The following is a 23697-nucleotide window of genomic DNA, read 5'->3' as shown; positions in this document are numbered from 1 at the left end:
GTCGGAATGGCCCGATTCTGTTCTGACACAACGGTGTTCAAGGGAGGATCTGACGAATGTACAAGATGTGTTATTTCGTGCCTGAGAGTCATCTTGAAACGACCAAAAGCGCCCTTTTTGAAGTGGGTGCCGGGCGTATTGGAGATTACGATTGCTGTGCCTGGCAATGTAAAGGTCAGGGGCAGTTTCGTCCGCTGGATGGCAGCCAGCCTTTTTTGGGCCAGGCAGGGGAAATTGAGCGTGTGGACGAATTCCGCGTTGAGCTGGTGTGCAAGGACGACCTTATTCAGGCGGCACTTCGAGCATTGAAACAGGCGCATCCCTATGAAGAGCCCGCCTATGAGGTGTTTCGTATGGAAGCGCTGTAGCGGCGGCCAGGCGTGGATATTTAGGCACGAGGCCCCATCCGGTACCGAATGTCGTCCACATGCACTGGGAAGTGCTCATTGCGAACGTCTTCCACATAGAGCTCAAGGGTGCGACGGACAGTGGGGAACGACAGCTCATCCCAGGGAATGTCTTCCAGCGCAAACAGCTGGGTTTCCAGCGACTCTTCGCCGGCCCCGAAGTCTTCGCTGGTGAGGGTGGCGCGATAGAACATGTGTACCTGATCAATGTGTGGCACATGAATGATGGTGTAGAGATTGTCCACCGTCACTTCTGCAAGCGCCTCTTCCCGGGTTTCCCTGGTGGCCGCTTCGAGGGTGGTTTCCGAGTTTTCCATAAACCCTGCAGGCAGCGTCCAGTAACCATAGCGGGGCTCGATAGCGCGGCGGCATAGCAGAACCCGCCCTTTCCAGACGGGAACCGTACCGGCGACGATGCGGGGATTCTGGTAATGTATGGTTTCACAACTGATGCACACGTAGCGGTGGCGATTGTCGCCTTGGGGGATGCGCTGTTCGACAGGATGGCCGCATGTGCTGCAGTATTTCATCTGTTTCACCATATACTGGACAAATGTGTGTTGGTAGCAAGTGTAACTATCTGCGCTGCCGGTGTCTCATTCAACAGTCAGAAGTCTTAACGGAGCCGTGTTTTGCGCGATCTTCTCACCAAACGCCTGTCAGGCTATGTACCCCGTTTGTTGACATTGGATTACCCCGAAGCAGCCGTACTCGTCCCGGTCACCAATGACCACGGAAACCCTGAAATCGTGTTTACCCTGAGGTCGGAAAACCTGAGTACCCACCGGGGGCAGGTGTCTTTCCCAGGCGGGCGGCGCGATCCGGAAGACCATTCCCTGGCCGATACCGCGCTGCGCGAGACCCACGAGGAAATCGGGCTGCCACCAGACCAAGTGGAACTGATTGCGCCGCTGAGCCAGGTCATGTCGCTGCATCAGATTCTCGTAACGCCTTACGTAGGGGTGATACCCGGCGATCACCCTCTTCAAGCCAACCCGGCGGAAATCGATAGTATTTTCCGGGTGCCCGTTGAGTTTTTCCTGGACGACAATCGAGAACGCACAGATCCGCTCAACTTCCTCAACAATACCTTCTATGTCCCCTGTTATCGCTGGGAACGCTATCAGATATGGGGCCTGTCTGCGGTCGTTCTGGTGGATTTCCTCAATGCGGTTTACGACGCCGGTATTGATTTGCTGGAGCCGCCGCCGAAACGCTGACCAGCGTCTCCTGCCCCCTCCTTTCGAGTTCTCCTCTTTTTTTCGCGTTTATCAGCGGGCCCATTTCTTGGGCCCGCTGACGTTTTATGTGTCCCTGAATGCTCAAGTGTTAGACAAAGGTCTAATATGCTTGTAAATCGATCAGGTATTACATGGTGAATACTGTATGCAAACGACAAAAAGGAGTTGCGTCGTGGGGTGCGATCAATGAAAAAAATTCAAACCGAAAAAAACCTGCCGGAGTTGATTTACGACTCTGTGGTCAATGCGATCGTTGAAGGTTTGCTTAAGCCGGGTGAGCGGGTCACACAAGAGACGCTGGCCGAGAGACTTGATGTCTCGCGGTTGCCGGTAAGCCAGGCTATGCAGCGTCTGCGTGATGACGGGTTTCTGTCAGCGGTAGGGCGTCGGGGCCTGATGGTGTCGGTGCTTGATGAGAGTTTTGTGGCGCAGCTGTACGAATTCCGGTGTGGGATCGATCTGGTGAGTGCCGGGCTTGCCGCCCAGCGAGTGGATGCCGGGGCGCGAAAGCGAGGTGAGGACATCATTGCCGAAGGTTTCGCGGCAGGGAAAGCACATGATCTCCCCGCTCTGATCGATGCTGACATGCGCTTTCATGGCTTCATCTACGAGCTGGCGGGTAACACCTTCATCCTTGACTCAATGGAGGCGCACTGGAACCACGTAAGGCGCGTCATGAGTGACATTCTCATTGTCGAGAAAAACCAGAAACAGATCTGGGAAGAGCACGAGGCAATACTGAACGCGGTATTGGCCGGTGATGCACGGACTGCTGAAACACTTGCCAGAGAGCATGTGGAAACCGCATCAAAATGGCTTCAGAAAGAGATTCAAGTCTGCCGTGAACCCCTGAAAAGAAGCGGGAGCACGATTAGTTAATCCAAGGAGAACGCGATGCAAAACAATGACAAAAATGCAGCTGTGATTCGGGTAATGTTGGCAAAAATCGGTCTGGATGGTCACGATCGCGGCATTAAAGTGGTCGCTCGTGCTCTGCGTGATGCCGGCATGGATGTGGTCTATACCGGACTGCATCGCACGCCTGAAGAAGTCGTGGACGCTGCCATTCAGGAAGACGTGGACATCCTCGGCATCAGCCTGCTGTCCGGTGCGCACATGCACATTTTCCCCAAGGTACTGGAGCTTCTGAAAGACAAGGAAGCTGAAGACATGATCGTTGCCGGTGGCGGTGTCATCCCCGACGACGATGTCAAAGAACTCTACCAGATGGGCGTCCACAAGATTCTTCTTCAGGACACTCCTCCGCAAGAAATCATCGATTCGTTCCGGCAAATGGTCGCAGATCGAGGTGCCCGATAGTCAGGGCCGTGGCCGCAGATTTCCTCAGACGACAACCAATAACAATATCAGGAGTCTCCGATGGAAGAGTGGAATTTCCCCCCCAGTTATCGCAACGACTATTTTCCGGATACGAACAGTCCCTACTGGTTCCGGGACCGGGAGACGATGGACCCGGAAAAACGCGATGAGTTGATTGTTGCGCGCATCCGCGAGGTGATGGCCTATGCCTACGACCACTCGCCATTTTACCAGCGCAAATGGGATGAGGCCGGTATAAAGGCCAATGACATCCGTACCCTCGCAGACTTCGAGGAAGTGCCCGTCGTCACCAAGCAGGAACTGCGCGATTCCCAGGCGAAAAATCCACCTTTCGGGGATTACCTCTGCTGTCCCGAAAGCGACATCCATCATATTCACGGCACTTCTGGTACCACCGGCCGACCCACCGCTTTTGGCATTTCCAGGCGTGACTGGGAAACCATTGCCAACAACCATGCCCGGATCATGTGGGGTATGGGGTTGCGCCCCGGTGATACGGTATTTGTGGCGGCGATCCTGAGCCTCTACATGGGGTCATGGGGGGCGTTGATCGGGGCTGAAAGACTGGGTTGCAAAGCCTTCCCCTTCGGCGCTGGTGCGCCCGGGATGACTGCGCGAGCGGTAACCTGGCTCGGAATGATGAAGCCAGCCGGGCTGTATTCAACGCCGTCTTACGCGTTAAGGCTGGCGGAAGTGGCCCGCGAGGAAGGGGTAGACCCGAGAGAATTCGGCATCAAGGTGCTGTTCTTCTCCGGTGAACCGGGCGGCTCTATTCCGTCCATCCGCGACAAGATCCAGGAGATCTACGGTGCCAAGGTAGTTGACTGCGGAACGATGGCAGAGTTGACCCCCTGGATGCATGCCTCCGGCAGCGCAGACACCGAGGGCATGCTGCTTTGGCAGGACATTGTCTACACCGAAGTGGCTGATCCCAACACCCATCGCCGGGTGCCATACGGCGATCAGGGAACGCCGATCTACACCCATCTCGAGAGAACGTCCCAGCCGATGATCCGGATGGTTTCCGGCGATCTGACCCATTGGGTGATGGAAGACAATCCCTGTGGTCGCACCTATCCCAGGCTGCCCAAAGGCATCTACGGCCGGATTGACGACATGTTCCAGATCCGCGGTGAAAACGTGTATCCCAGCGCCATTGCGGAAGTTCTGGAAGGCCTGGCTGGTTATGGTGGCGAGCACCGGATCATCATTTCACGGGGTGGCTCTATGGATGAGCTGGCTGTCAAAGCGGAGTTTGATCAGGAGGTCGCAGGCAGGGGCCCGGATGCGATCAGATCTCTCGGTGAGAAAGCAGAGGCTGAACTTAGCCGGGTACTGGGCGTGCGCGCACGGGTCGTCATGGTTGACCCCGAGACCTTTCCTCGCACGGACTTCAAAGCCCAGCGTGTGGTTGACGACCGCGATCTTTACCAGAGCCTCAACCAGAAGCGAGGAGGTTAAATGATTAACCGCATACCCTCGATGAAGCTCGCTGAACGTGTGCGGGAAGGGCATCTTCGCGCCATCGCCAGACTTATTACCCGCGTTGAAAGCGGCGGTGATGCTGAGGTGCGCGAAGCCCTGGCCGAGCTTTACAAAAGCACCGGCAACGCCCATGTGGTGGGCATTACCGGTGTGCCAGGAGCCGGGAAGTCCACCCTTGTCACGCAACTGGTCCATGAGTACCGGGCCAGCGGCCGCAAGGTCGGCGTTGTTGCTATTGACCCGTCCAGCCCGTACTCCGGCGGTGCGATCCTCGGTGACCGTATCCGCATGGGCGACCTGGTGTCCGACCCCGGCGTTTTCATCCGCAGCATGGCCACCCGGGGAACCCTGGGCGGCCTCGCCAGGCCAGCCCTGGATGCGGTTGATCTTCTGGATGCCGGCGGCTTCGACGTGGTCTTGATCGAGACGGTCGGGGTGGGGCAGGACGAGGTCGATATTGTCCGTGCCGCCCACACGACCGTGGTCGTCAACGCGCCCGGGCTGGGCGACGACATCCAGGCCATCAAGGCCGGCGTTCTGGAGATCGCCGATGTTCACGTGGTGAGCAAGGCGGACCGGCCGGACTCCAACAAAACCATTCAGGAACTCAAGGCCATGCTGATGATGAGCCTGGAGCCGGGCGAGGGAATCTGGCGGGTGCCCGTGGTGCCTACCAGTTCCGAAAAGCATACCGGTTTTGACGACCTGATGGCCGCCATTGATCGTCACGCTGAGCACCTGGAAAAAAGCGGCGAAATCACCCAGCGGCGGCACCAGATTGCATTAACCCGGGTGGTGAAGGTTGCTGAAGAGATTGTCCGGGATAATTTTGCACGTGACAGCAGGTCGCAGACCGAAGAGCTGCTCAAGAAGGTTACCCAGCGCGAACTGGACCCCCATGGAGCCGCAGTAACCTTGTTAAAAGCCATGAAGGAGACCATTCATGAAGCGCACTGACCAGTATGACCCCGCTGCACTCAAGCACATGGAAAAAGAGTTCGACCAGTGGGAACAGAACGAGGTGTCGTCCTTTATCAAGCGGGCGCCGGAGAGCAAGACGGAATACACCACCGCCTCGGGAATGCCGACGAAACGTACCTACACGCCACTGGACCTGAAGAATACGCCCTTTGAGGATATTGGTTTCCCTGGGCAATACCCGTTTACGCGGGGGCCGTACCCCACCATGTATCGGGGCAGGAACTGGACCATGCGCCAGATTGCCGGCTTTGGTACGGCAAGGGAAACCAACGGTCGCTTCAAGTACCTGATCGCCCAGGGCCAGACCGGTCTGTCCATCGACTTCGATATGCCGACGCTTATGGGTTACGACTCCAGCCATGCCATGAGCCAGGGTGAGGTGGGCCGAGAAGGCGTTGCCATCGACACCCTTGCCGACATGGAGGAGTTGTTCGACGATATTGATCTGACCAAGATCTCGGTATCCATGACCATCAATCCGTCCGCCTGGATTCTCTACGCCATGTACATCGCCCTGGCGCAGAAGCGGGGATACGATCTCAATGACCTGTCGGGCACCATCCAGAACGACATTCTCAAGGAATACATTGCCCAGAAAGAGTGGATATTCCCGGTGCGGCCGTCGGTTCGACTGGTGCGGGACTGCATCCAGTACGGCTCCGAAAACATGAAGCGGTACAACCCTATCAATATCTCCGGGTATCACATTTCTGAAGCCGGTTCGACAGCGGTCCAGGAAGTGGCGTACACCATGGCAACCACCATGGAGTATGTCAGGACCGCCATCGATGCGGGTGTGGATGTGAATGAGTTCGGGCCGCGCCTGTCCTTTTTCTTCGTCAGCCAGGCCGACTTCTTCGAGGAAATTGCCAAGTTCCGCGCAGCCCGGCGGGTCTATGCCAAGATCATGCGCGAAAAATTCAACGCCACCAAACCCGAGGCCAGCCGGCTTCGTTTTCACGCCCAGACTGCCGCGGCCACCCTGACCAAGCCGCAATACACCATCAACCCGATCCGTACCGCGCTTCAGGCACTGTCTGCGGTACTGGGTGGCGCCCAATCCCTGCACACCAACGGCATGGATGAAGCGTTCGCTATTCCAACGGAAGAGGCGATGCGTATTGCCCTGCGAACCCAGCAGATCATCGCCTACGAGACCAACATCACCCAGGTGGTGGACCCATTGGGCGGTTCCTACTATGTCGAGAATCTTACCGATGAGATCGAGAAGGAAGTCTGGAAGATTCTCGACGAAGTGGAAGAGCTCGGTGGCACGCTGCAGTGCATCGATGACGGCTACTTCCAGAGGGGCATCTCCGATTCCGCCTACGATTTCGCGCTGCGCAAGGCCAGCGGTGAGCGTCCGGTTATCGGCGTCAACATGTTCGTGCAGGATGAAGAGGATGTTGAAATCGAAACCCATCCCCACGATCCGGAAACCGAACGCCGGCAGATTGAGCGCCTGAATAGGGTCAAGGACAATCGCGACGAGGAGAAAGTCCAGGACATGCTCAGGCAACTGAAAGAGCAGGCCGAAGACGAATCGGCCAATCTCATGCCCATCACCATCGAACTGGTGAAAGAGGGCGCCTCGATGGGCGATATTGTTGAAACCCTGAAAGGGATATGGGGAACCTATCGCGAAAAACCTGTAATCTGACCGGCTTTGAATACTGACAGAACCGGTTCACGGGAGACATGAATGGTCAGGCTCACCAAGATCTATACAAAAACCGGAGACAAGGGCGATACCGGTCTTGGCGACGGCAGCCGCGTCGCCAAGCATGACCTGCGTGTGGAAGCCTACGGCACGGTGGATGAGGCCAACGCAGTGATTGGTCTCGCGCGGCTGCATGTGGACGACGAACTGGACGTGATACTGGCACGCATCCAGAACGACCTGTTTGATGTCGGGGCGGATCTGTGCACCCCGATCGTGGAGAACCCGAAGTATCCGCCACTCAGGCTTGCCGAGGGCAAGACCGTTGAGCTTGAGCAGGAAATCGACCGGTTCAACGCGGATATTCCGTCGCTTCGCTCCTTTATATTGCCCGCGGGCAATGCGGCCGCAACGCATCTACACCATGCGCGCACCGTGACGCGGCGCGCTGAGCGAATCATCGCGCAACTGCAGGAAGAGCAGGACATCAGTCAATTGGTGCTGGAATACATGAACCGGCTGTCTGATTTGCTGTTCGTCCTTGCCAGACACGCCAACAACCAGGGTAAGGACGACGTGCTTTGGGTGCCGGGAAAATAATGCTGGCCCACGAGCAGGGTACTGAAGCGTGAGTTCGTCCACGCCGGAGCATGGTGGCCGGCTACGCGCCGCGGCTAAGAGGTGGGCGATTCCGCTGGATCAATGGCTGGACCTGTCCACCGGTATCAATCCGCATGGGTGGCCTGTTCCGGCGATCCCGGAAGAGGTCTGGCGTCGCCTGCCGGAGCCTGACGATGGTCTGGAGCCACTCATCAGACAATGGGTGGGTGCACCGGATGGCGCCGCATGTATGGCCCTGGCTGGTAGCCAGGCGGCAATCATGCACTTGCCCCGTTTACGAAAGCCGTGCCGGGTAGGTGTGCCCTCTCCGGGTTACCAGGAGCATGGCCACAACTGGGCTGTTGCCGGCCATCGGGTTATCGAGATTGGCAATGATCAGCTAGAGGATGATGACGAAAGCTGGCTGGATGAACTGGACGTGCTGGTGTGGATCAATCCAAATAATCCCACTGGCCAGGTTGTTGATCCGGACCGGTTGCTGAGCTGGCATCAGCGGCTTCAACGTCGCGGTGGGTGGCTGATTGTAGACGAGGCGTTCGTCGATGCCACTCCGGAACTCAGTGTCGGGTATGCGACCGACAGACCCGGTCTTATCGTCATGAGATCCCTGGGTAAGTTTTTCGGCCTGGCGGGCCTGCGGGCCGGAGCTGCGGTGGGAGACCCGGATATTATTCGCCGATTGGGTGCAATGATCGGGCCTTGGTCAATCAGTGGCCCTGCGCGATTTATCATGGGCCAGGCGCTGGCGGACACCCAGTGGCAAGCTGCGACGATGGAGCGACTGCACAGTGAAAGTCAGCGGTTGGCGGACTGCCTGTCGCGGCATGGCCTTGAAGGAGCCGCAGGAACGGCGCTCTTTCGATACGTTCGGCATGGCCGGGCGGCGGACATTGCAGGCGAACTCGCACGGCGGGGAATCCTCGTTCGGGAGTTCGAGAATCCTGCTGCGCTGCGGTTTGGATTGCCCGGCTCAGAACCGGAATGGACGCGGTTAGAGCAGGCACTGTATTTAAGCCATCTGTATTGATTTAGCACATAAGGGCTGCTAGTTTGGCGCCCGATTCGATGAACACCGTGTTCAGGTAACGCTTTTTTGCGGTATCCCCGCCGGAAAGCGTAAAACGGGAAGTCGGTTAAAGTCCGACGCTGCCCCCGCAACGGTAAGCGAGCTAAAGGCAATCGAAAAAGCCACTGTGCATCATGCATGGGAAGGTGATTGCCCCGGACCAGTCCAACAGGCTGATCCACTCGCAAGCCCGGAGACCGGCCTGAATGCACACCGGAAGTTGCGGAGGGCGACGGCGGTGGGAGAGTTGCGTCGGTCTCACACCCGTACTCTGACTCGTATCCTGCCTCCCCAATCTCATACTCAAACTCCGCAACACAATAACCATCACGCGGGTGCGCGTGGTTTGCCAGCGAGTGTTGATTATGAGTTGTTCGAAGTCTTTGCCGGTTCTATTTTCCGGCCTCCCCCTTGTGTTCCTGCCAGTTTCCAGTGCGCTAGCCGACGAAGAGGTAATGGTCTCGGCACTTGACCCCATTGTTGTGACGGCCACGCTTGGGCCGAAGACCCGGGGCGAAAGTGACTCATCGGTCACTGTGATTGATGAAGAGGCGATCGAACGTTTGCAGCCTCAAACGTTCGACGAGCTGCTGATGGGGCAACCCGGCATTGATATCACCAGCAACGGCTCGTTCGGTAAGAACACCAGTGTCTACACCCGGGGCACTGGCAGCGAATCCACGGTTTTCCTGGTGGACGGCATTCGTTTGCGCTCGGCCACCAGTGGTAGTGCTGCCTGGCAGTATTTCCCGCCGCAAATGGTGGAAAGGGTAGAAATTGTTCGGGGTTCCCGCAGTAACCTGTACGGGGCCGATGCCGTGGGCGGTGTTATCCAGGCCTTCACCCACAGCGCCGAAAAGGGCCGCGAGGGATGGGTTCAGGCCGGCGGCGGCAACTTTAACACCCAGGAATATGTGGCCGGGACCGCCGGCTCTGAAGGCCGGATGACATACAGTCTGAGCGCAAGCCATCTGGAGACCGACGGCACGGCCATCGTTGAAGGGGGCGAAGACAAGGGCTTTCGTAACACCTCAGCCCTGGCGTCCGTTGCTCACCAGTTCGACTCCGGTGGGGAAGCCGGCGTTGTCCTCATGCGTGCCCAGGGCAATACCGAGTTCGAGGGCGGTGATACAGATTTTGCTATCCAAACCGTTGGTGTTCGTCTGGACGCGCCCATCAGCGACTATTGGCGGAGCCGTATCCTGTTGGCCGAATCCATTGATGAGCAGGATACACGGGACGAATTTGGTGACAGCACCTTCGATACCAAAACCCGCAGTGCCCGTTGGGAGAACCAGATCAGTGTCGGCCGCCATGAGTACATCTTGGGCGGTGAGCTCTTGATGGATGAAGTAGACAGCACCACCGACTTTGACGAAACCAGCCGCACCAACGCCGCTGTTTTTGGCCAGGCCCTGTTGAATTTTGGTCCGACGGACTTTCAGTTGAGTTTGCGCGCCGACGATAACGAAGCTTTTGGTCGTGAGGAAACTGGTGCGATCGCCATGGGTGTCGATATAGATCGCAACCATAGAGTAAGGGTGAGCTACAGCACATCCTTCCGGGCGCCCACGTTCAATGACCTCTACTTCCCGAACTTCGGCAATGCGGATCTTCAACCGGAAACCGCAGGTAGCGTGGAGCTTGGTATTGGCGGAAATTACGCCCGTTGGTTCTGGGATGCCGCGATCTATCAGACAGACGCTGATGATCTGATTGTATTTGTCTTTAGGGACGGTCGGTTCGCACCATTCAATGTTAACGAAGCACGCATCAGGGGGGTTGAGCTGAGTGCTGGCCTGGAATTGGACGAATGGACCGTGCAGGCTGGGGCGTCGGTAACCGACCCCCGCGACCGTGAGACCGACAATAGAATTCGTCGCCGTAGCGCGAAACAGTTCCGGGTGGACCTGGATCGGGACTTCGGCCGAGTGTCGTTGGGAACCACCGTTAAGGGCCAGGGGTATCGTTACGACGATGCCGAAAACGAAGAGCGCCTCGCCGGCTTTGTCACTTGGGACCTGCGAGCAAAGTGGGAAATCGACAGCCATTGGACCACCAATCTGACGGTCGACAACGTGCTGGACAGAGAATACGCCACGGCGCAGCGCTTTGATGGAAGTGCTTACATAGCCGCTGGCCGCACCGCAATGCTGACGATTCGCTACGACCTATGATCAACCATGGAGAGGTAAGGGCATGATTGAGCGCCTGTATAGGACTCTGAGACGCCCGTTGTTCGGCTGCCTTTTCGGGCTTCTGTTAATGCTTTCCCAACCAGTGTCCGGCGCCACGGTATTTGGGGTAGTGTCTGAGCGTTCCGCTGCGGAGATGGCTGCTGGTGCGGAACGCTTTCTGGCAGCCCAGCCAGATCACCGCATTATTCTGCGAACACCGGAGCAATTGGCAAACCTGGACAACAGCGCTCTCGACGATCTGGTGAGCCAGGCCGATGCCTTATTGATGGCGGCGGTTTTCGGAGAGCAGGTGGGCCGGATTGAGCGTGCTGTGGGCGAGCAGGCCGCCGTTCGCGAGTTTCCGGTTCTGGGGGTGAATGGCGACAGGGCGCTGACTGTGCTGTCACGATTACAGGGGCGCAAGCCCCTGCTGGAAGGGCTGGATGCCACAACCCTGAACAACCTGATGAAAGCGCCGGACCCCGGCACGGACTTGAAAGCTCATCAGGCAGAGCTTAAGGCCCGCTTCCCCGAACAGGAACCCTGGCTTGAAGGCCGGGCCCTTTACCAGGGACGCACCCCGCAACACCTGGATGCCTTATTGCGTTGGTTGCTTGTTCAGGCGGGCGAAGAGCTTGACGTGCCGGATCTGCCGCCCCGGTCGCTGATCCGCTATTACCGTTATGGGGAAGCTACGGATAGCGCGGCGAACCTTAACCTGCAATCCGGCCCTGTGGTCGCACTTCTGGATCTGGATAGCGGTGATCGCCCGGGCGATCGGGCACTGCTGGATGCAACCTGTGCAGCGATGGAATCCAGAGGGATGCAATGCTTTGCAATTCTGTCCCGTTGGGGTGGTGCCAGCCTGGAGGCTGTTCGTGCCCTGAATGAAACGGTAGGCCCGGCGACACTATCCGGTATTGTCAGTCTTCAGGACTTTATTATTGGAGGCGGCGAGGGTCGGCGTCAGGTCACGGAAGCGTTGGTCCGGTTGAATGTGCCGGTGATCAAGGGCTTGCGCCTGGCCTCCCGCACCACCAACCAATGGCAATTGTCGATCGATGGTATTCCGTCTGACAAGGTGCACTACAAATTGGCGATGCCCGAGCTCCAGGGGGTCAGTCAGCCTATGGTGCTGGCTACGGCGGAGCCGGAAGTGATTGACGAAAACACCGGTGTGGCTCTGACGCTTACCCAGCCGGTGCCGGAGCGGGTGGACGCCGTTGCGGACCGCCTGAAACGCTGGCAGACGCTGCAAGCCAAGGGCAACGCCGACAAGCGCGTGGCCATCATCTACTACAATCATCCACCGGGCCGGCAGAATATTGGGGCGGACAATCTCGATGTGCCAGCTTCCCTATATGAAATGCTGCACTGGCTTAAAGCCGAGGGCTACGAAACCGGCCCACTGCCGGAGAGTCCGGAAGCCCTCACCGACCTCCTCCAGCAACGAGGCGTGAGCCTGCCGGATGATCCTCGCGCGCTGAGGGAAATGGCCGGTGACGTTGCCTCAATGGCGGGCAGAACCTATCGTCAGTATCTCGAAACCTTGCCCAGGGTTGTCCAGCAGGAAATGGTCCATGGCCCCCTGGGTTATCTGCATGAGCGACTTGAGCAGGCACATAGGTTGGGCGAGAAAGAATTGGCAACCGGTCTGTTGAGTCGGGGAATTCGTGACTTGCGGCACCTGATTGAACACCTCCAGCACCCGAACCGAAAGGCGGCCCTGAGCCGACTGGACGAGTACGAAGCGCTCTGGCAAGCACGTCTCGATGAAGGTGGTCACAGTGCGGAACTGGATGACAGCCGGGTTGCGCTGGCCGATACGGGCATTCCCGGACTCAAGGGGTGGGGAGAAGCGCCGGGCCAGTCCATGGTGGTTGATGACAGGCTGATTTTCCCTGGGCTTCGATTCGGTAATATTTACATCGGTCCGCAACCGCCCCGGGGCTGGGAAGTGGATGAAGAATTGTTGCACGCCAATACCACCTTCCCCCCGACCCACCAGTACGTGGGTTTCTACCACTGGTTACGGGATCACTACCAGGCTGATGCGCTGGTCTACGTTGGGCGCCATTCAACCAGGGAATTCCTGCCACGCCGCCGTGCTGGTTTAACAGGGGATGACTACCCGGACCTGCTGGGGGGCGACCTGCCATTGATCTACCCTTACATCGTCGACGGTGTGGGCGAGGGCATCCAGGCCAAGCGCCGGGCGCTGGGAGTCATGATCAGTCACCTGACGCCGCCACTGGCCGCGACGGAGCTTTATGACGAACTGCTGGAGCTTCGACAGCTCGTGGAAACCTGGGAGTCCGCCAATGAGCCCGACAGTCCTACAAGAGAGCGGGCGCTGAAGATGCTGCGGGAGAAAATCCAGGTGCTGGATATCTCCGACGATCTCGAACAGGAAATCGCTGGCGAGATGGGATTGTCGGTGGAGGAGGTGTCCCTCGATGAACTTTCACCCGACCTGCTGGTTCACGAAGCCGGCCACTACGTCACTGATATGCAGGAACACTTTATGCCTCTGGGGCTGCATGTGTTTGGCCGGGACTGGAGCACAGACATGGTGGACACCATGCTCGACTCCATGGCGGGTAAGGCCGGCAAGCCAGAGCCAGCCTGGCGCACCGATCTTGAAGCGTCTCCTGCTTCTGAGCGCACCAGCTTTCTCAACGCGTTGAATGGCCGGTTTGTTGCTCCGGGGCAGGGCAACGATCCATTGCGAACGCCGGCGGTATTGCCAACGGGGCGCAATTTTCACGCCTTGTCGGATGACCTGATTCCAACCCGCGTGGCCTGGTCGCTGGCTGAAGAACTGGTCGAGGAGGCCAGGGCCACAAAAGACAGCACCTCAGAACAAAGCGATGCACTGGTGCTCTGGGCCTCGGATACGGTGCGAGACGAAGGGGTCATGATCGCGTTTGGCATGAAGCTATTAGGTGTGCGCCCGGTGTGGAACAGTCGGGGCATCGTGAAAGGCCTGGAGCGTTTGCCAGCGGGCCCGGGAACCGATACACCCATTCGCCGCAATGTGGTTTTCACCACGTCCGGCTTGTTCCGGGATCTCTATGAAAGCCAACTGGAATGGCTGGATATGGCATCGCGTTACGCCTTGGCGGGTGCGGCGGGATCCATCAGGGCCGAGCACCCCGAGCTGGAAGAGGCACTGGATCAGGCGCTATCGGTTCTGCCGGTCGACATGCGTAAGCCGGGCGAGGAATCCCTGTCCACCAACGGTGTTGCCGCCCACTGGGTCGCTGATACACGAGTACTGCTGGCCGCAGGTGCGTCGGCTCGGGATGCGGGGGCAAAGGCCGCATACCGGGTCTTCGGTACGGCTCCGGGCGCATACGGTGCGGGGGTCAACCGGCTTGCTACCCGCACGGGCGCCTGGCAGGACCGGGAGCAACTGGGTGACGCTTATCGCCGGCGCATGGGGCACGTCTATGGCAAGGGCAGCCAGGGTGAACCGGCTCACGATGCTTTCGACCGACAATTGCGGTCGGTGAACCATACCTATCTTGGGCGGGCCAGCCACCTCTATGGCCTGCTGGACAACGATGACGGTTTCGATTTCCAGGGCGGGCTGTCCAACGCCGTGGAGCACTTGCGCGGCAAGCCACCGCAGAACCGGGTGCTCCAGTACGCAGACCCACGAAATCCCCGGGTGGATTCGCTTCAGCGAGCGCTGCAGGTAGAGCTGAGAGCCCGTAATCTGAACCCGCAATGGTTGGCCCCACTGATGGAGCACGGCTATGCCGGTGCCCGCACCATGGGCAGTGATTTTCTCGACAACCTCTGGGGCTGGCAGATCACAAGCCCACAAGTGCTTCGTTCCAGTGTGTGGGACGAGGTCAATGAAGTGTACTTTCAGGATCGCCACGGCCTTGGCCTGGACGACTTCCTGGCAGAGGGCCACAACGTGTATGTCAAAACCCACATGCAGGCGATTGCGCTCCTGGCCGCGAAACGGGGCTTCTGGGAGGCGGACGTCTTCACCCGTCAGGCCCTGGCACGTGACTTCGCGGGAAACATCATCGACCATGGCCTTCCCGGCAGTGGCCACACCCGTCCGGATCACCCGCTGATGGATTGGGTCGCGGACCAGTTGGACCCCCGGCAGCGGGAAGCCTTCGAATCCGCGCGAAAAGGTGGGTCGGCCGACTTTCCCCCGATAGGCGCTGCCAACGATGATTGTCAGACTCCCGGAAACCAGAGGGCCTCATGTTGAAATCGTTCCGGCATACCGCTGCGCTGATGTCGTTAGCTCTGGCCATGTCACCGGGGGCTGTGGCCGGTACTGAGCGATGTGCAACCGACGACACCGGCCAGGAAGTCTGCCTTGAACAACCGGCCAGCCGGATCGCGGCCTTGTCTCCCGGAGCAACCGAACTTGTCTGGGCTGCAGGCGCCGGTGATCAGGTCATCGCGGTGGTTTCGTACAGTGATTACCCCGAGCAGGCGAAGCAGGTCACCTCTGTGGGTAGCCACACTCGCATGGACCTTGAGCGCGTGATGGCACTGAAACCTGATCTGGTCATTGGTTGGGTGACAGGCAACCCGCCGGAACAGATTGCGGCCCTGAAGGACCTGGGTTTGCCGGTATTCTCCATTGAACCCCGAAGTTTTGAGGGCGTTTCAAGCACCATCGAACGGCTGTCGATTCTGGCGGGTACCGAAGATGAAGGCTTTGCCGAAGCGGATCGTTTCCGCAAGGGAATGGCCGCACTGAAAAAACAATATCAGGGTGCGGAGCCGGTCTCGGTGTTCTATCAGGTGTGGGATGAGCCTCTGATGACCGTGAACGACGAGCACCTGATTGGTAAGGTGATCACGCTATGCGGTGGCGTGAACGTATTCGGTGATCTTGATCGCCTGGTGCCGAGGATCAGTGCCGAGGCGGTTATCGGCGCCAACCCTGAGGCCATTCTGGCCGGTGGCATGGGTGAAGAGAACCGGCACTGGCTGACCCGCTGGGAGGCTTTCCAGAGTATCGATGCCACCACGAAGGAGAACCTGTACTTCGTTCCACCGTCGCTGATCCAGCGCCCGACGCCGCGTATTCTGAAAGGTTCACAACTGTTTTGCGAGAAACTGGATGATGCCCGTGCCAAACGTTAGTGGGAGACAGACCCTTTGAGCAGGCCTCTGACCATGCCACTTGTGTTGTTGGCTCTGGCCAGCCTCGTCGCCATGATGTTGTCGGTGGGTGTTGGCAGTGTCAGCGTGGCACCGGGAGACGTTGTCGCCGTCATTCTGGGTGAGGGCAGCAACCTGCAGCAAACCCTGGTGCTGGAATTGCGCCTGCCACGGACACTGTCTGCTTTCGCAACGGGCGGTTTGCTGGCCGTGGCCGGGGCTCTGATGCAGGTGCTGTTACGCAATCCGTTGGCGGACCCCTACGTTCTGGGGCTGTCTGGCGGTGCTGCCGTCGGGGCCTTGTTTGCGATGCTGGCGGGCCTGGGCGGTTTGATGATTTCGGGATCGGCTTTTGCCGGTGCGTTGTTGGCCACACTGATGGTGTTCGGCCTGGCCCATGGCACCGGAAGCTGGACGCCGTCGCGTTTGTTGCTCACCGGTGTGGTGGTCGCCGCAGGCTGGGGCGCGGTGATTACCCTGATGTTAGCGATCAGCCCGGCCCAGCGCTTACCGGGAATGTTGTACTGGTTGATGGGCGATGTGTCCTACGCTAGAACGCCCTGGCCCGCACTGGCTTTCCTGGTGCTGGTGTGTCTTTTGGTGGTGCCCCTGGGGCGGAGCCTTAACGTACTGGCACGCGGTCCCATGCAGGCGGCAGCCCTTGGAGTGGCGGTGCGACCGCTGGAATGGACGATCTATATCCTTGCCAGCCTGCTCACGGCCACCGCGGTCACCATGGCTGGCAGTATTGGTTTTGTCGGCTTGGTGGTGCCCCACATGCTGCGGCTGGTCCTCGGTAATGACCAGCGCCTGATCCTCCCTGCCTGTGCATTGGGTGGCGGCACGCTGCTGGTGCTGGCGGATACCCTGGCACGGGTGGTGATTGCGCCCGAGCAGTTGCCGGTAGGTGTGATTACGGCCTTGCTGGGTGTACCCACCTTCCTTTACCTGTTGTACCGGAGCCGCTGATGAATCCGTTGCAGGCTAGACAGTTGGTCATCGACATTCCCGGGCGGGGCGATGGGGAAGCGCTGAACTTTGCCGTGGAACCCGGGCAGATCTGGGGCGTTTTGGGGCCAAATGGTGCCGGCAAGACGACGCTCTTGCACACACTGGCGGGGTTGCGAGCACCACGTCACGGATCGGTTTGCCTGGGAGAGCATCCTTTGGCAGACCTGAAGCGCAGGACAATATCGCAACAACTGGGGATGGTTTTCCAGGAACGGCAGGACGGTTTTCCCGCGACGGTACTGGAAACGGCGCTGATCGGACGCCACCCCTGGTTGTCACCCTGGCAGATGGAGTCCGGGGCCGATGAACGTCTTGCGAGAGGCGCTCTGGAACAGCTGGATGTGGGCCATCTCAGTGATCGGCTGGTGAACACACTCTCCGGCGGTGAACGCCAGAGAGTAGCCATTGCCACAGTGCTGACCCAGGCGCCTGATACCTGGCTTCTGGATGAACCCACCAACCATCTTGATCTGCACCATCAAGTGTCGGTACTCCAGTTACTGACCGAGCAGGCGCGTAGTGGGCGTTCGGTATTCATGTGTTTGCACGATCTGAATCTCGCGGCACGATGGTGTGACCATCTGTTGTTGCTGTACCCCAACGGCGAAGCGTGCTGGGGGCCTGCAGAACGAATGCTCGTGCCGGCTGCACTTGAACGGCTTTATGATCAGGAACTTCTGACAGTGGACGTGGATGGTGCGCCGCTATTTGTCCCTGTTAAGTATTGAACGTAGGAGCTATATGAAAGCAACCGTACCAGCCGCAATGATTACCGCACCAGGTTCTGGCCAGGGGAAGTCCATGGTGACCGCAGCACTGGCGAGATTGCATAGGAATGCCGGACGAAAGGTACGGGTGTTCAAGCACGGCCCGGATTACCTGGACCCGATGGTGCTGGAAGTCGCATCCGGACAGCCGGTGTACCAGTTGCATCCGTGGATGACGGGCGAGGACGAGTGTCGCTGGCGTCTGGCGGAAGCCGCGCAGGATGCCGACCTTATTCTGGTGGAAGGATCAATGGGATTGTTTGACGGTGACCCTTCCAGTGCGGACCTCGCCAAGCTGATGGGTATTCCCGCTCTGCCGGTCATTGATGCCCGCGGCATGGCTCAGACCTTTGGAGCGGTGGCTCTGGGATTATCAAAATTCGACTCCGCGCTTCCGGTTTATCAGGTGATTGCCAACCGCATCGGCAGTCCCCGACATGGGGCTATGCTGCGGGAGAGCCTGCCTGAGGGGATCAGTCTGCTAGGGGCCATTCCCCGAAACGAGGCCATGAGTCTCCCAAACCGGCATCTTGGGCTGGTTCAGGCCGGCGAGTTGGGCGATCTGGAGCAGCGTCTGGACGCCGCCGCTGACGTTCTTGCGGAAGCAGGGCTGGATGGCCTGCCGCTTCCCGTGACGCTGGAAGCTGAACCCCCGGAGTCCCCACCACCGTTGCTTGAGGGCGTTCGCATCGCCATTGCCCGGGACGCAGCGCTGAGTTTTATTTACCGCGCCAATCTGGACCTGTTGCAGGCGATGGGGGCAAAACTGTCTTTTTTCTCCCCGCTGATAGATTCTGCATTGCCAGACGCCGACGCCCTCTGGTTACCAGGCGGGTACCCGGAACTTCATGGTGCCACTCTGGCCGGTAACCGTCCGATGTTGGAGGCGATTCGCAACCACTACAGCGCCGGTAAACCCATGCTGGCCGAGTGTGGCGGGTTAATGGCCTGTGTGGAGGAACTGGCGGACCACGACGGAGAGATCCACAACCTGCTCGGAATTATCCCGGGTCGAGCCAGTATGGCCGGCCGCCTGCAGGCGCTGGGTCTGCAGAGCCTGAATACCGAGCAGGGGCAGTTGCGGGGGCATACCTATCATCACTCGCGACTGGAAACTGACTGGCAACCCCTGGCCCGAACCCGCAAGGTTGCGGGCACCGAGGCTGAACCGGTGTATTGCCGGAAGGGGCTGGTGGCCAGCTATTTCCACGGCTATTTCCCCTCCGCCCCAGAACTGGTGGCCGGAATTTTTCGCGGGCAGGCCATTCGCCCGCTTATCGATAAGGAGCCTGACTATGCGTGAACGCGCCAAAGACCCCGAACGCCATGCCCGCCGCATGGACGCAAAGCAGAAGATCATGCAGGAGCGCATCGCCCGTGCCCAGAAAGAACAGGGTGTGCTGCTGGTGCTGACCGGCCCGGGTAAAGGCAAGAGCAGTTCCGGTTTTGGCATGGTGGCCCGGGCGCTCGGCCATGGCATGAAAGTGGGTATTGTCCAGTTCATCAAAGGCGCATTCAGCACCGGTGAAGAAGCGTTCTTCCGCGAATTGCCCAACGTGAGTTATCACGTGATGGGCCAGGGCTATACCTGGGATACCAAGAACCGGGAGCAGGACGTGGAGGCAGCCAATGCCGCCTGGGATGTGGCCGCCAACATGTTGAAAGACGACAGCTACGACCTGGTCCTGCTGGACGAACTCAACATCGCCCTGAAGTACGACTATATTGATCTCGACCGTGTTCTGGACGACCTCCAGGGCCGCCCGGAGATGCAGCATGTGGTAGTGACCGGTCGGTCGGCACCACAGGAACTGGTGGACCTGGCGGACACTGTCACGGAAATGGGCGTGGTGAAGCATGCCTTCAAGGACCAAGGTGTGAAAGCCCAGAAAGGTGTCGAGCTGTAACAGAGGCTGCTACCCATGACCACGTTGATGATACAGGGAACGACTTCCGATGCCGGCAAAACGACGGTCGTCGCCGCCCTGTGTCGGTGGCTGGCGCGGCAGGGTGTTTCCGTAGCGCCTTTCAAACCCCAGAACATGGCCCTGAACAGTGCGGTTACCGTCGACGGCGGTGAAATAGGCCGTTCCACGGCACTTCAGGCACTGGCCTGCGGGCTCGCCCCGCATAGCGATATGAATCCGGTGTTGCTCAAGCCCCAGAGTGACTGCGGTGCCCAGGTAATCCTGCGAGGCAAGGTTCACGGCAATATGAACGCTCTGGATTACCATGCCTACAAGGCCGAGGCGATGGCCTCGGTGATGGAGGCATGGCGTGACCTGAGTGCCCGCTATGACGTAATCATTGCCGAAGGGGCTGGTAGCCCCGCCGAGATCAACTTGCGTGCGAATGATATTGCCAACATGGGCTTCGCCGAAGCGGCCGATTGCCCAGTGCTCCTCGTCGGCGATATTGACAAGGGTGGTGTATTTGCCCAACTGGTGGGCACGCTTGAACTCATCACCGAGAGCGAACGAGCGCGCACGAAAGGCTTCGTTATCAACCGTTTTCGGGGCGATATTGCCTTGTTGAAGCCAGGCCTGGATTGGCTGGCCGAACGCACTGATAAAGCCGTAGCTGGCGTATTGCCGTATCTGCATGGCTTGGTGATTGACGCAGAAGACAGCGTTGGCACCAGTGGCACCAATGAACCCGATGCACTGAATGTGATCGTCCCGGTGTTACCTCGCATCAGCAATCACAATGACTTTGACCCCCTTCGTCTGCACCCGGGCGTCAACCTCCAATTCATCGGCCCCGACCAGCGGATTCCCCCGGCTGACCTGATCCTGTTACCGGGCAGCAAAAGCACCCGGCATGATCTGCGATGGCTGAGATCCCAGGGCTGGCCTGAGGCTATTCAGAAACACCTCCGTTATGGCGGCAAGGTGTTAGGCATTTGCGGCGGTTTTCAGATGATGGGGCGGTCGGTATCCGACCCGGACGGCCTGGAAGGGGATGCCGGTACCACGCCTGGCCTTGAGTTGCTCAACATGACCACACGAATGGTTGCCGGCAAAACGCTGAAGGAGGTTTCCGGAGAGTTAACGCTTGGCAGTGGAAGGCCGGGGTTCACAGGTTATGAGATGCATAACGGTATTTCCTGTGGCCCCGCGCTTGAACGCCCCATGGCGACGCTGAATGGACAGCCTGAAGGCGCAGTGAGTGAGGATGGCCAGATAATTGGAACCTATGTTCACGGCATTTTCGATCAGCCTGAAGCGACCCGTGAGATACTCGAATGGGCGGGCTTGGGAGCTCAGCATCAGGCTGTAGACTACAAGGCACATCGCCTGGAACAGCTGGATCGCCTGGCGGATCTCGTTGAGGAGTGTCTGGACACGGGGTTTCTGAAGCATTTGCTGGGACTCAACCGACGGCATTAGAGGCAAAGAATGACAGACCACAGAACTCACCGGCCAAACCAGAATCGCCCCTTTAGTGATGAAGAAACGAGCGGGCTTTATCGTGCGATCCATGAACGCCGGGATGTGCGCTCGCAGTTTCTTCCTGATCCGATTCCCCCTGATGTCCTTGCCCGACTGCTCGACGCGGCCCACCACGCACCCTCCGTCGGTTTTATGCAGCCGTGGGACTTTCTCGTGATCGATAGCAAGTCAGTGCGCAGCGCAGTGCTTTCCATTTTCGAGGAAGAAAACCGGAAAGCCGCGGAAAATTATGAAGGCGATCGCAATACACAGTATAAGAGTCTGAAGCTCCAGGGCATCCTGGAGAGCCCGATTAATCTATGCATCACCTGTGACCGAAGTCGTGGTGGTAGCCATGTGCTGGGACGTAACTCGATCGTCGAAACGGATCTTTTCAGTACGTGCCTGGCGGTACAGAACTTTTGGCTGGCAGCAAGGGCTGAAGGGATCGGTGTGGGCTGGGTCAGTATTCTGGATCAGGAAAAGCTGGCGAAGACACTGAAGCTCCCCGAACACGTGTACCCGTTGGCCTATCTTTGCCTTGGCTTTGTCAGCGAGTTTCTTGAACAGCCTGAACTACAGAAAAAGGGATGGCGCTCGCGGTTGCCTCTGGCTGATCTTGTGCATGGAAGCACCTGGGGTGAGTCGTTGACGGAACCGGCGTTAGAAGCAGAGATCAGGAAAGGTTAAAGTAGTGGTCAAGACGTTAGGTGAGGTTGCGGAATGAAAGTGGCTGATAAGGTGCGCTCGCCCTGTGTGAGTATTTGCGCCCTTGATGACAACGATATGTGTGTTGGGTGCCATCGCAGTGGTGATGAGATCACGCGATGGTCCCAGATGAGCAATGAAGAACGCCAGGAAGTGCTGCGCAAAGTGGCCGAGCGTGAAAGCAAATTTTTGATCTAGGTCTTTGACCCCCGATATCAGGAAAGGCAGAAACTTTCATGACTGACACAGTTCGTATTGGTACTCCGCTGAAAGGAAATGCTTTCAGGGTTCTCTTCTGTGGCTCGGGAGAGCTGGGCAAGGAAGTTGTGATTGAACTCCAGCGCTTTGGCGTGGAAGTTATCGCAGTTGACCGTTACGCCAACGCCCCGGCCATGCAGGTGGCCCATCGGAGTCACGTTGTCGATATGCTCGATGGCGCTGCCTTACGCAGCATTATTGAGGCGGAAAAGCCAAACCTCATCGTGCCGGAAATTGAGGCGATTGCCACGCCGGAGCTGGTAAAGCTCGAGCAGGAAGGCTATCGGGTGATTCCCACCGCAAGAGCCGTCAATCTCACCATGAACCGGGAAGGTATCCGTCGCCTGGCCGCCGAAGAGCTCGGGCTTGCAACGTCACCCTATCGATTTGCCGAGTCGAAAGAGGAGTATCTTGCGGCCGTCGAAGCCATCGGAATGCCTCTGGTGGTGAAGCCCGTTATGAGTTCTTCAGGAAAAGGGCAGAGCACGGTCAAGTCCGCCGATGATATTGAGACCGCTTGGGATTATGCCCAGACCGGTGGTCGAGCCGGCAAGGGAAGGGTGATTGTCGAAGGGTTTGTGGATTTTGACTACGAAATTACCTTGCTGACCGTGAAGCACCGCGACGGTATTTCATTCTGTGATCCTATTGGGCACCATCAGGAAGACGGCGATTACCGTGAATCCTGGCAGCCGCAACCAATGAGTGACAAGGCGCTGGCCCGTTCCCGGGAAATCGCGGAAGCGGTTGCCAGCAATCTGGGTGGCTATGGTGTCTACGGTGTGGAATTGTTTGTGAAGGGCGATGACGTATGGTTTTCAGAAGTGTCGCCACGCCCTCACGACACGGGGTTGGTGACTCTGGTTTCCCAGGATCTGTCCGAGTTTGCCTTGCACGCCCGCGCCATCCTCGGGTTGCCGATACCGGCGATCCGTCAACAGGGCCCCTCAGCCTCCGCAGTGATATTGCCGGAGGGTGATTCGGATGCGGTTGCCTATACCGGGCTTGAAAAAGCGTTGGCTCAACCTGACATCTTTATCAGGCTCTTTGGGAAACCTGAACTGAAGGGGCGGCGGAGAATGGGGGTCGCGCTTGCGTCCGGTAGCTCGATTGACGAGGCCAGGGAGAAAGCAACCCAGGCTGCGGCCGCTGTGAAAACCGAGCTTTGACGATAAATCGTCAGGTTTCCTGAAAAAGTTATAACGAACCGTTGACAGTCGGAGTGAGCTCTGTAGAATACGCATCTCTTTCGAGGGGCACGCCACTGAGGTGGGTCAAAAATTGAAAGACAACCGTTTGAATTAATTGAAGATTTCGAATTTCAAAATTCTTCAGAAAGCGGTTGACAAGGCGGCGATTCGATGTAGAATACGCCACCTTGATCGGGCAAGCCCCGAG

At 58.3% G+C, this 23697-nt stretch carries 22 protein-coding genes and 1 riboswitch; of the genes, 20 read left to right on the top strand and 2 right to left on the bottom strand.

Annotation, left to right across the window (positions count from 1 at the left end):
• The first annotated feature begins 56 nt into the window (after positions 1–56).
• Positions 57–368 (top strand): YqfO family protein, encoded by a 312-nt coding sequence (locus ACTRWH_RS13840; protein WP_036206488.1) that lies wholly within the window; start codon positions 57–59, stop codon positions 366–368.
• 20 nt (positions 369–388) lie between these two features.
• Here the strand turns inward: ACTRWH_RS13840 and ACTRWH_RS13835 are convergent, their stop codons facing one another.
• Positions 389–937: an NUDIX hydrolase gene (locus tag ACTRWH_RS13835; RefSeq protein ID WP_036206490.1), complete on the bottom strand. Its 549-nt coding sequence runs from the start codon at positions 935–937 to the stop codon at positions 389–391.
• Positions 938–1039: 102 nt separating this feature from the next.
• Between ACTRWH_RS13835 and ACTRWH_RS13830 the strand changes: the two genes are divergently transcribed.
• From ACTRWH_RS13830 to purT, 19 genes are all read left to right on the top strand, one after another.
• Positions 1040–1627, top strand: coding sequence for an NUDIX hydrolase (locus tag ACTRWH_RS13830; protein ID WP_007151652.1), 588 nt, complete (start codon positions 1040–1042; stop codon positions 1625–1627).
• Positions 1628–1834: 207 nt separating this feature from the next.
• Positions 1835–2527 carry a GntR family transcriptional regulator gene (locus ACTRWH_RS13825; protein WP_036206493.1) on the top strand — a complete coding sequence of 231 codons (693 nt, stop codon included), beginning with the start codon at positions 1835–1837 and terminating at the stop codon, positions 2525–2527.
• 15 nt (positions 2528–2542) lie between these two features.
• Complete coding sequence (locus ACTRWH_RS13820) at positions 2543–2968, top strand: cobalamin B12-binding domain-containing protein (RefSeq protein ID WP_007151650.1); 426 nt, start codon at positions 2543–2545, stop codon at positions 2966–2968.
• Positions 2969–3028: 60 nt separating this feature from the next.
• Positions 3029–4450 (top strand): AMP-binding protein, encoded by a 1422-nt coding sequence (locus ACTRWH_RS13815; protein WP_462826526.1) that lies wholly within the window; start codon positions 3029–3031, stop codon positions 4448–4450.
• Positions 4451–5431, top strand: coding sequence for a methylmalonyl Co-A mutase-associated GTPase MeaB (gene meaB / locus ACTRWH_RS13810; RefSeq protein ID WP_083637141.1), 981 nt, complete (start codon positions 4451–4453; stop codon positions 5429–5431).
• A complete protein-coding gene (locus tag ACTRWH_RS13805) occupies positions 5418–7115 on the top strand; it encodes a methylmalonyl-CoA mutase family protein (RefSeq protein ID WP_075194588.1) in 1698 nt (565 codons plus the stop codon). The genes meaB and ACTRWH_RS13805 overlap by 14 nt, the downstream gene beginning before the upstream one ends.
• 42 nt (positions 7116–7157) lie before the next feature.
• Complete coding sequence (locus ACTRWH_RS13800; RefSeq protein WP_126810330.1) at positions 7158–7715, top strand: cob(I)yrinic acid a,c-diamide adenosyltransferase; 558 nt, start codon at positions 7158–7160, stop codon at positions 7713–7715.
• Positions 7716–7743: 28 nt separating this feature from the next.
• On the top strand, positions 7744–8763 hold the full coding sequence (gene cobD / locus ACTRWH_RS13795) for a threonine-phosphate decarboxylase CobD (protein ID WP_462826525.1): 1020 nt from the start codon (positions 7744–7746) through the stop codon (positions 8761–8763).
• Positions 8764–8810: 47 nt separating this feature from the next.
• A riboswitch (cobalamin riboswitch) is annotated at positions 8811–9012 on the top strand.
• A gap of 245 nt (positions 9013–9257) precedes the next feature.
• Complete coding sequence (locus tag ACTRWH_RS13790; RefSeq protein WP_462826524.1) at positions 9258–10979, top strand: TonB-dependent receptor domain-containing protein; 1722 nt, start codon at positions 9258–9260, stop codon at positions 10977–10979.
• A gap of 88 nt (positions 10980–11067) precedes the next feature.
• Complete coding sequence (locus ACTRWH_RS13785) at positions 11068–15216, top strand: cobaltochelatase subunit CobN (RefSeq protein ID WP_462826523.1); 4149 nt, start codon at positions 11068–11070, stop codon at positions 15214–15216.
• Positions 15210–16106 (top strand): helical backbone metal receptor, encoded by an 897-nt coding sequence (locus ACTRWH_RS13780; protein ID WP_462826522.1) that lies wholly within the window; start codon positions 15210–15212, stop codon positions 16104–16106. The genes ACTRWH_RS13785 and ACTRWH_RS13780 overlap by 7 nt, the downstream gene beginning before the upstream one ends.
• A gap of 33 nt (positions 16107–16139) precedes the next feature.
• On the top strand, positions 16140–17093 hold the full coding sequence (locus ACTRWH_RS13775; protein WP_300498503.1) for a FecCD family ABC transporter permease: 954 nt from the start codon (positions 16140–16142) through the stop codon (positions 17091–17093).
• A complete protein-coding gene (locus tag ACTRWH_RS13770; protein ID WP_085681135.1) occupies positions 17093–17863 on the top strand; it encodes an ABC transporter ATP-binding protein in 771 nt (256 codons plus the stop codon). Before ACTRWH_RS13775 ends, ACTRWH_RS13770 begins: the two co-directional genes overlap by 1 nt.
• Before the next feature lie 13 nt (positions 17864–17876).
• Positions 17877–19205 (top strand): cobyrinate a,c-diamide synthase, encoded by a 1329-nt coding sequence (locus ACTRWH_RS13765; protein ID WP_428398755.1) that lies wholly within the window; start codon positions 17877–17879, stop codon positions 19203–19205.
• On the top strand, positions 19198–19809 hold the full coding sequence (cobO, locus tag ACTRWH_RS13760) for a cob(I)yrinic acid a,c-diamide adenosyltransferase (RefSeq protein WP_007154796.1): 612 nt from the start codon (positions 19198–19200) through the stop codon (positions 19807–19809). Before ACTRWH_RS13765 ends, cobO begins: the two co-directional genes overlap by 8 nt.
• 15 nt (positions 19810–19824) lie before the next feature.
• Entirely contained in the window at positions 19825–21291 is a 1467-nt protein-coding gene (locus ACTRWH_RS13755) for a cobyric acid synthase (protein WP_428398753.1), read from the top strand.
• Between the two features lie 9 nt (positions 21292–21300).
• Positions 21301–22023, top strand: a complete 723-nt coding sequence (gene bluB / locus ACTRWH_RS13750) for a 5,6-dimethylbenzimidazole synthase (RefSeq protein ID WP_075194597.1) — start codon at positions 21301–21303, stop codon at positions 22021–22023.
• A gap of 33 nt (positions 22024–22056) precedes the next feature.
• Positions 22057–22239 carry a DUF1289 domain-containing protein gene (locus ACTRWH_RS13745; RefSeq protein ID WP_007154793.1) on the top strand — a complete coding sequence of 61 codons (183 nt, stop codon included), beginning with the start codon at positions 22057–22059 and terminating at the stop codon, positions 22237–22239.
• 38 nt (positions 22240–22277) lie between these two features.
• On the top strand, positions 22278–23468 hold the full coding sequence (purT, locus tag ACTRWH_RS13740; protein ID WP_036206548.1) for a formate-dependent phosphoribosylglycinamide formyltransferase: 1191 nt from the start codon (positions 22278–22280) through the stop codon (positions 23466–23468).
• 28 nt (positions 23469–23496) lie between these two features.
• Here purT and ACTRWH_RS13735 read toward each other — a convergent pair.
• Positions 23497–23697 (bottom strand): hypothetical protein (locus tag ACTRWH_RS13735; RefSeq protein ID WP_462826521.1); only part of this gene is annotated, 201 nt, incomplete at its 5' end.

It is taken from the genome of Marinobacter sp. G5_S1_61_S3 (assembly GCF_054968585.1).
This window is presented reverse-complemented; position numbering and strand designations above follow the sequence as displayed.

Bases quoted from the DNA above. Each gene is read 5' to 3' on its own strand.
- ACTRWH_RS13840 (WP_036206488.1), top strand. From the start codon at position 57: ATGTACAAGATGTGTTATTTCGTGCCTGAGAGTCATCTTGAAACGACC.
- ACTRWH_RS13835 (WP_036206490.1), bottom strand. From the start codon at position 937: ATGAAATACTGCAGCACATGCGGCCATCCTGTCGAACAGCGCATCCCC.
- ACTRWH_RS13825 (WP_036206493.1), top strand. From the start codon at position 1,835: ATGAAAAAAATTCAAACCGAAAAAAACCTGCCGGAGTTGATTTACGAC.
- ACTRWH_RS13820 (WP_007151650.1), top strand. From the start codon at position 2,543: ATGCAAAACAATGACAAAAATGCAGCTGTGATTCGGGTAATGTTGGCA.
- ACTRWH_RS13815 (WP_462826526.1), top strand. From the start codon at position 3,029: ATGGAAGAGTGGAATTTCCCCCCCAGTTATCGCAACGACTATTTTCCG.
- meaB (WP_083637141.1), top strand. From the start codon at position 4,451: ATGATTAACCGCATACCCTCGATGAAGCTCGCTGAACGTGTGCGGGAA.
- ACTRWH_RS13805 (WP_075194588.1), top strand. From the start codon at position 5,418: ATGAAGCGCACTGACCAGTATGACCCCGCTGCACTCAAGCACATGGAA.
- ACTRWH_RS13800 (WP_126810330.1), top strand. From the start codon at position 7,158: ATGGTCAGGCTCACCAAGATCTATACAAAAACCGGAGACAAGGGCGAT.
- ACTRWH_RS13790 (WP_462826524.1), top strand. From the start codon at position 9,258: ATGGTCTCGGCACTTGACCCCATTGTTGTGACGGCCACGCTTGGGCCG.
- ACTRWH_RS13785 (WP_462826523.1), top strand. From the start codon at position 11,068: ATGCTTTCCCAACCAGTGTCCGGCGCCACGGTATTTGGGGTAGTGTCT.
- ACTRWH_RS13780 (WP_462826522.1), top strand. From the start codon at position 15,210: ATGTTGAAATCGTTCCGGCATACCGCTGCGCTGATGTCGTTAGCTCTG.
- ACTRWH_RS13775 (WP_300498503.1), top strand. From the start codon at position 16,140: ATGCCACTTGTGTTGTTGGCTCTGGCCAGCCTCGTCGCCATGATGTTG.
- ACTRWH_RS13770 (WP_085681135.1), top strand. From the start codon at position 17,093: ATGAATCCGTTGCAGGCTAGACAGTTGGTCATCGACATTCCCGGGCGG.
- ACTRWH_RS13765 (WP_428398755.1), top strand. From the start codon at position 17,877: ATGAAAGCAACCGTACCAGCCGCAATGATTACCGCACCAGGTTCTGGC.
- cobO (WP_007154796.1), top strand. From the start codon at position 19,198: ATGCGTGAACGCGCCAAAGACCCCGAACGCCATGCCCGCCGCATGGAC.
- ACTRWH_RS13755 (WP_428398753.1), top strand. From the start codon at position 19,825: ATGACCACGTTGATGATACAGGGAACGACTTCCGATGCCGGCAAAACG.
- bluB (WP_075194597.1), top strand. From the start codon at position 21,301: ATGACAGACCACAGAACTCACCGGCCAAACCAGAATCGCCCCTTTAGT.
- ACTRWH_RS13745 (WP_007154793.1), top strand. From the start codon at position 22,057: ATGAAAGTGGCTGATAAGGTGCGCTCGCCCTGTGTGAGTATTTGCGCC.
- purT (WP_036206548.1), top strand. From the start codon at position 22,278: ATGACTGACACAGTTCGTATTGGTACTCCGCTGAAAGGAAATGCTTTC.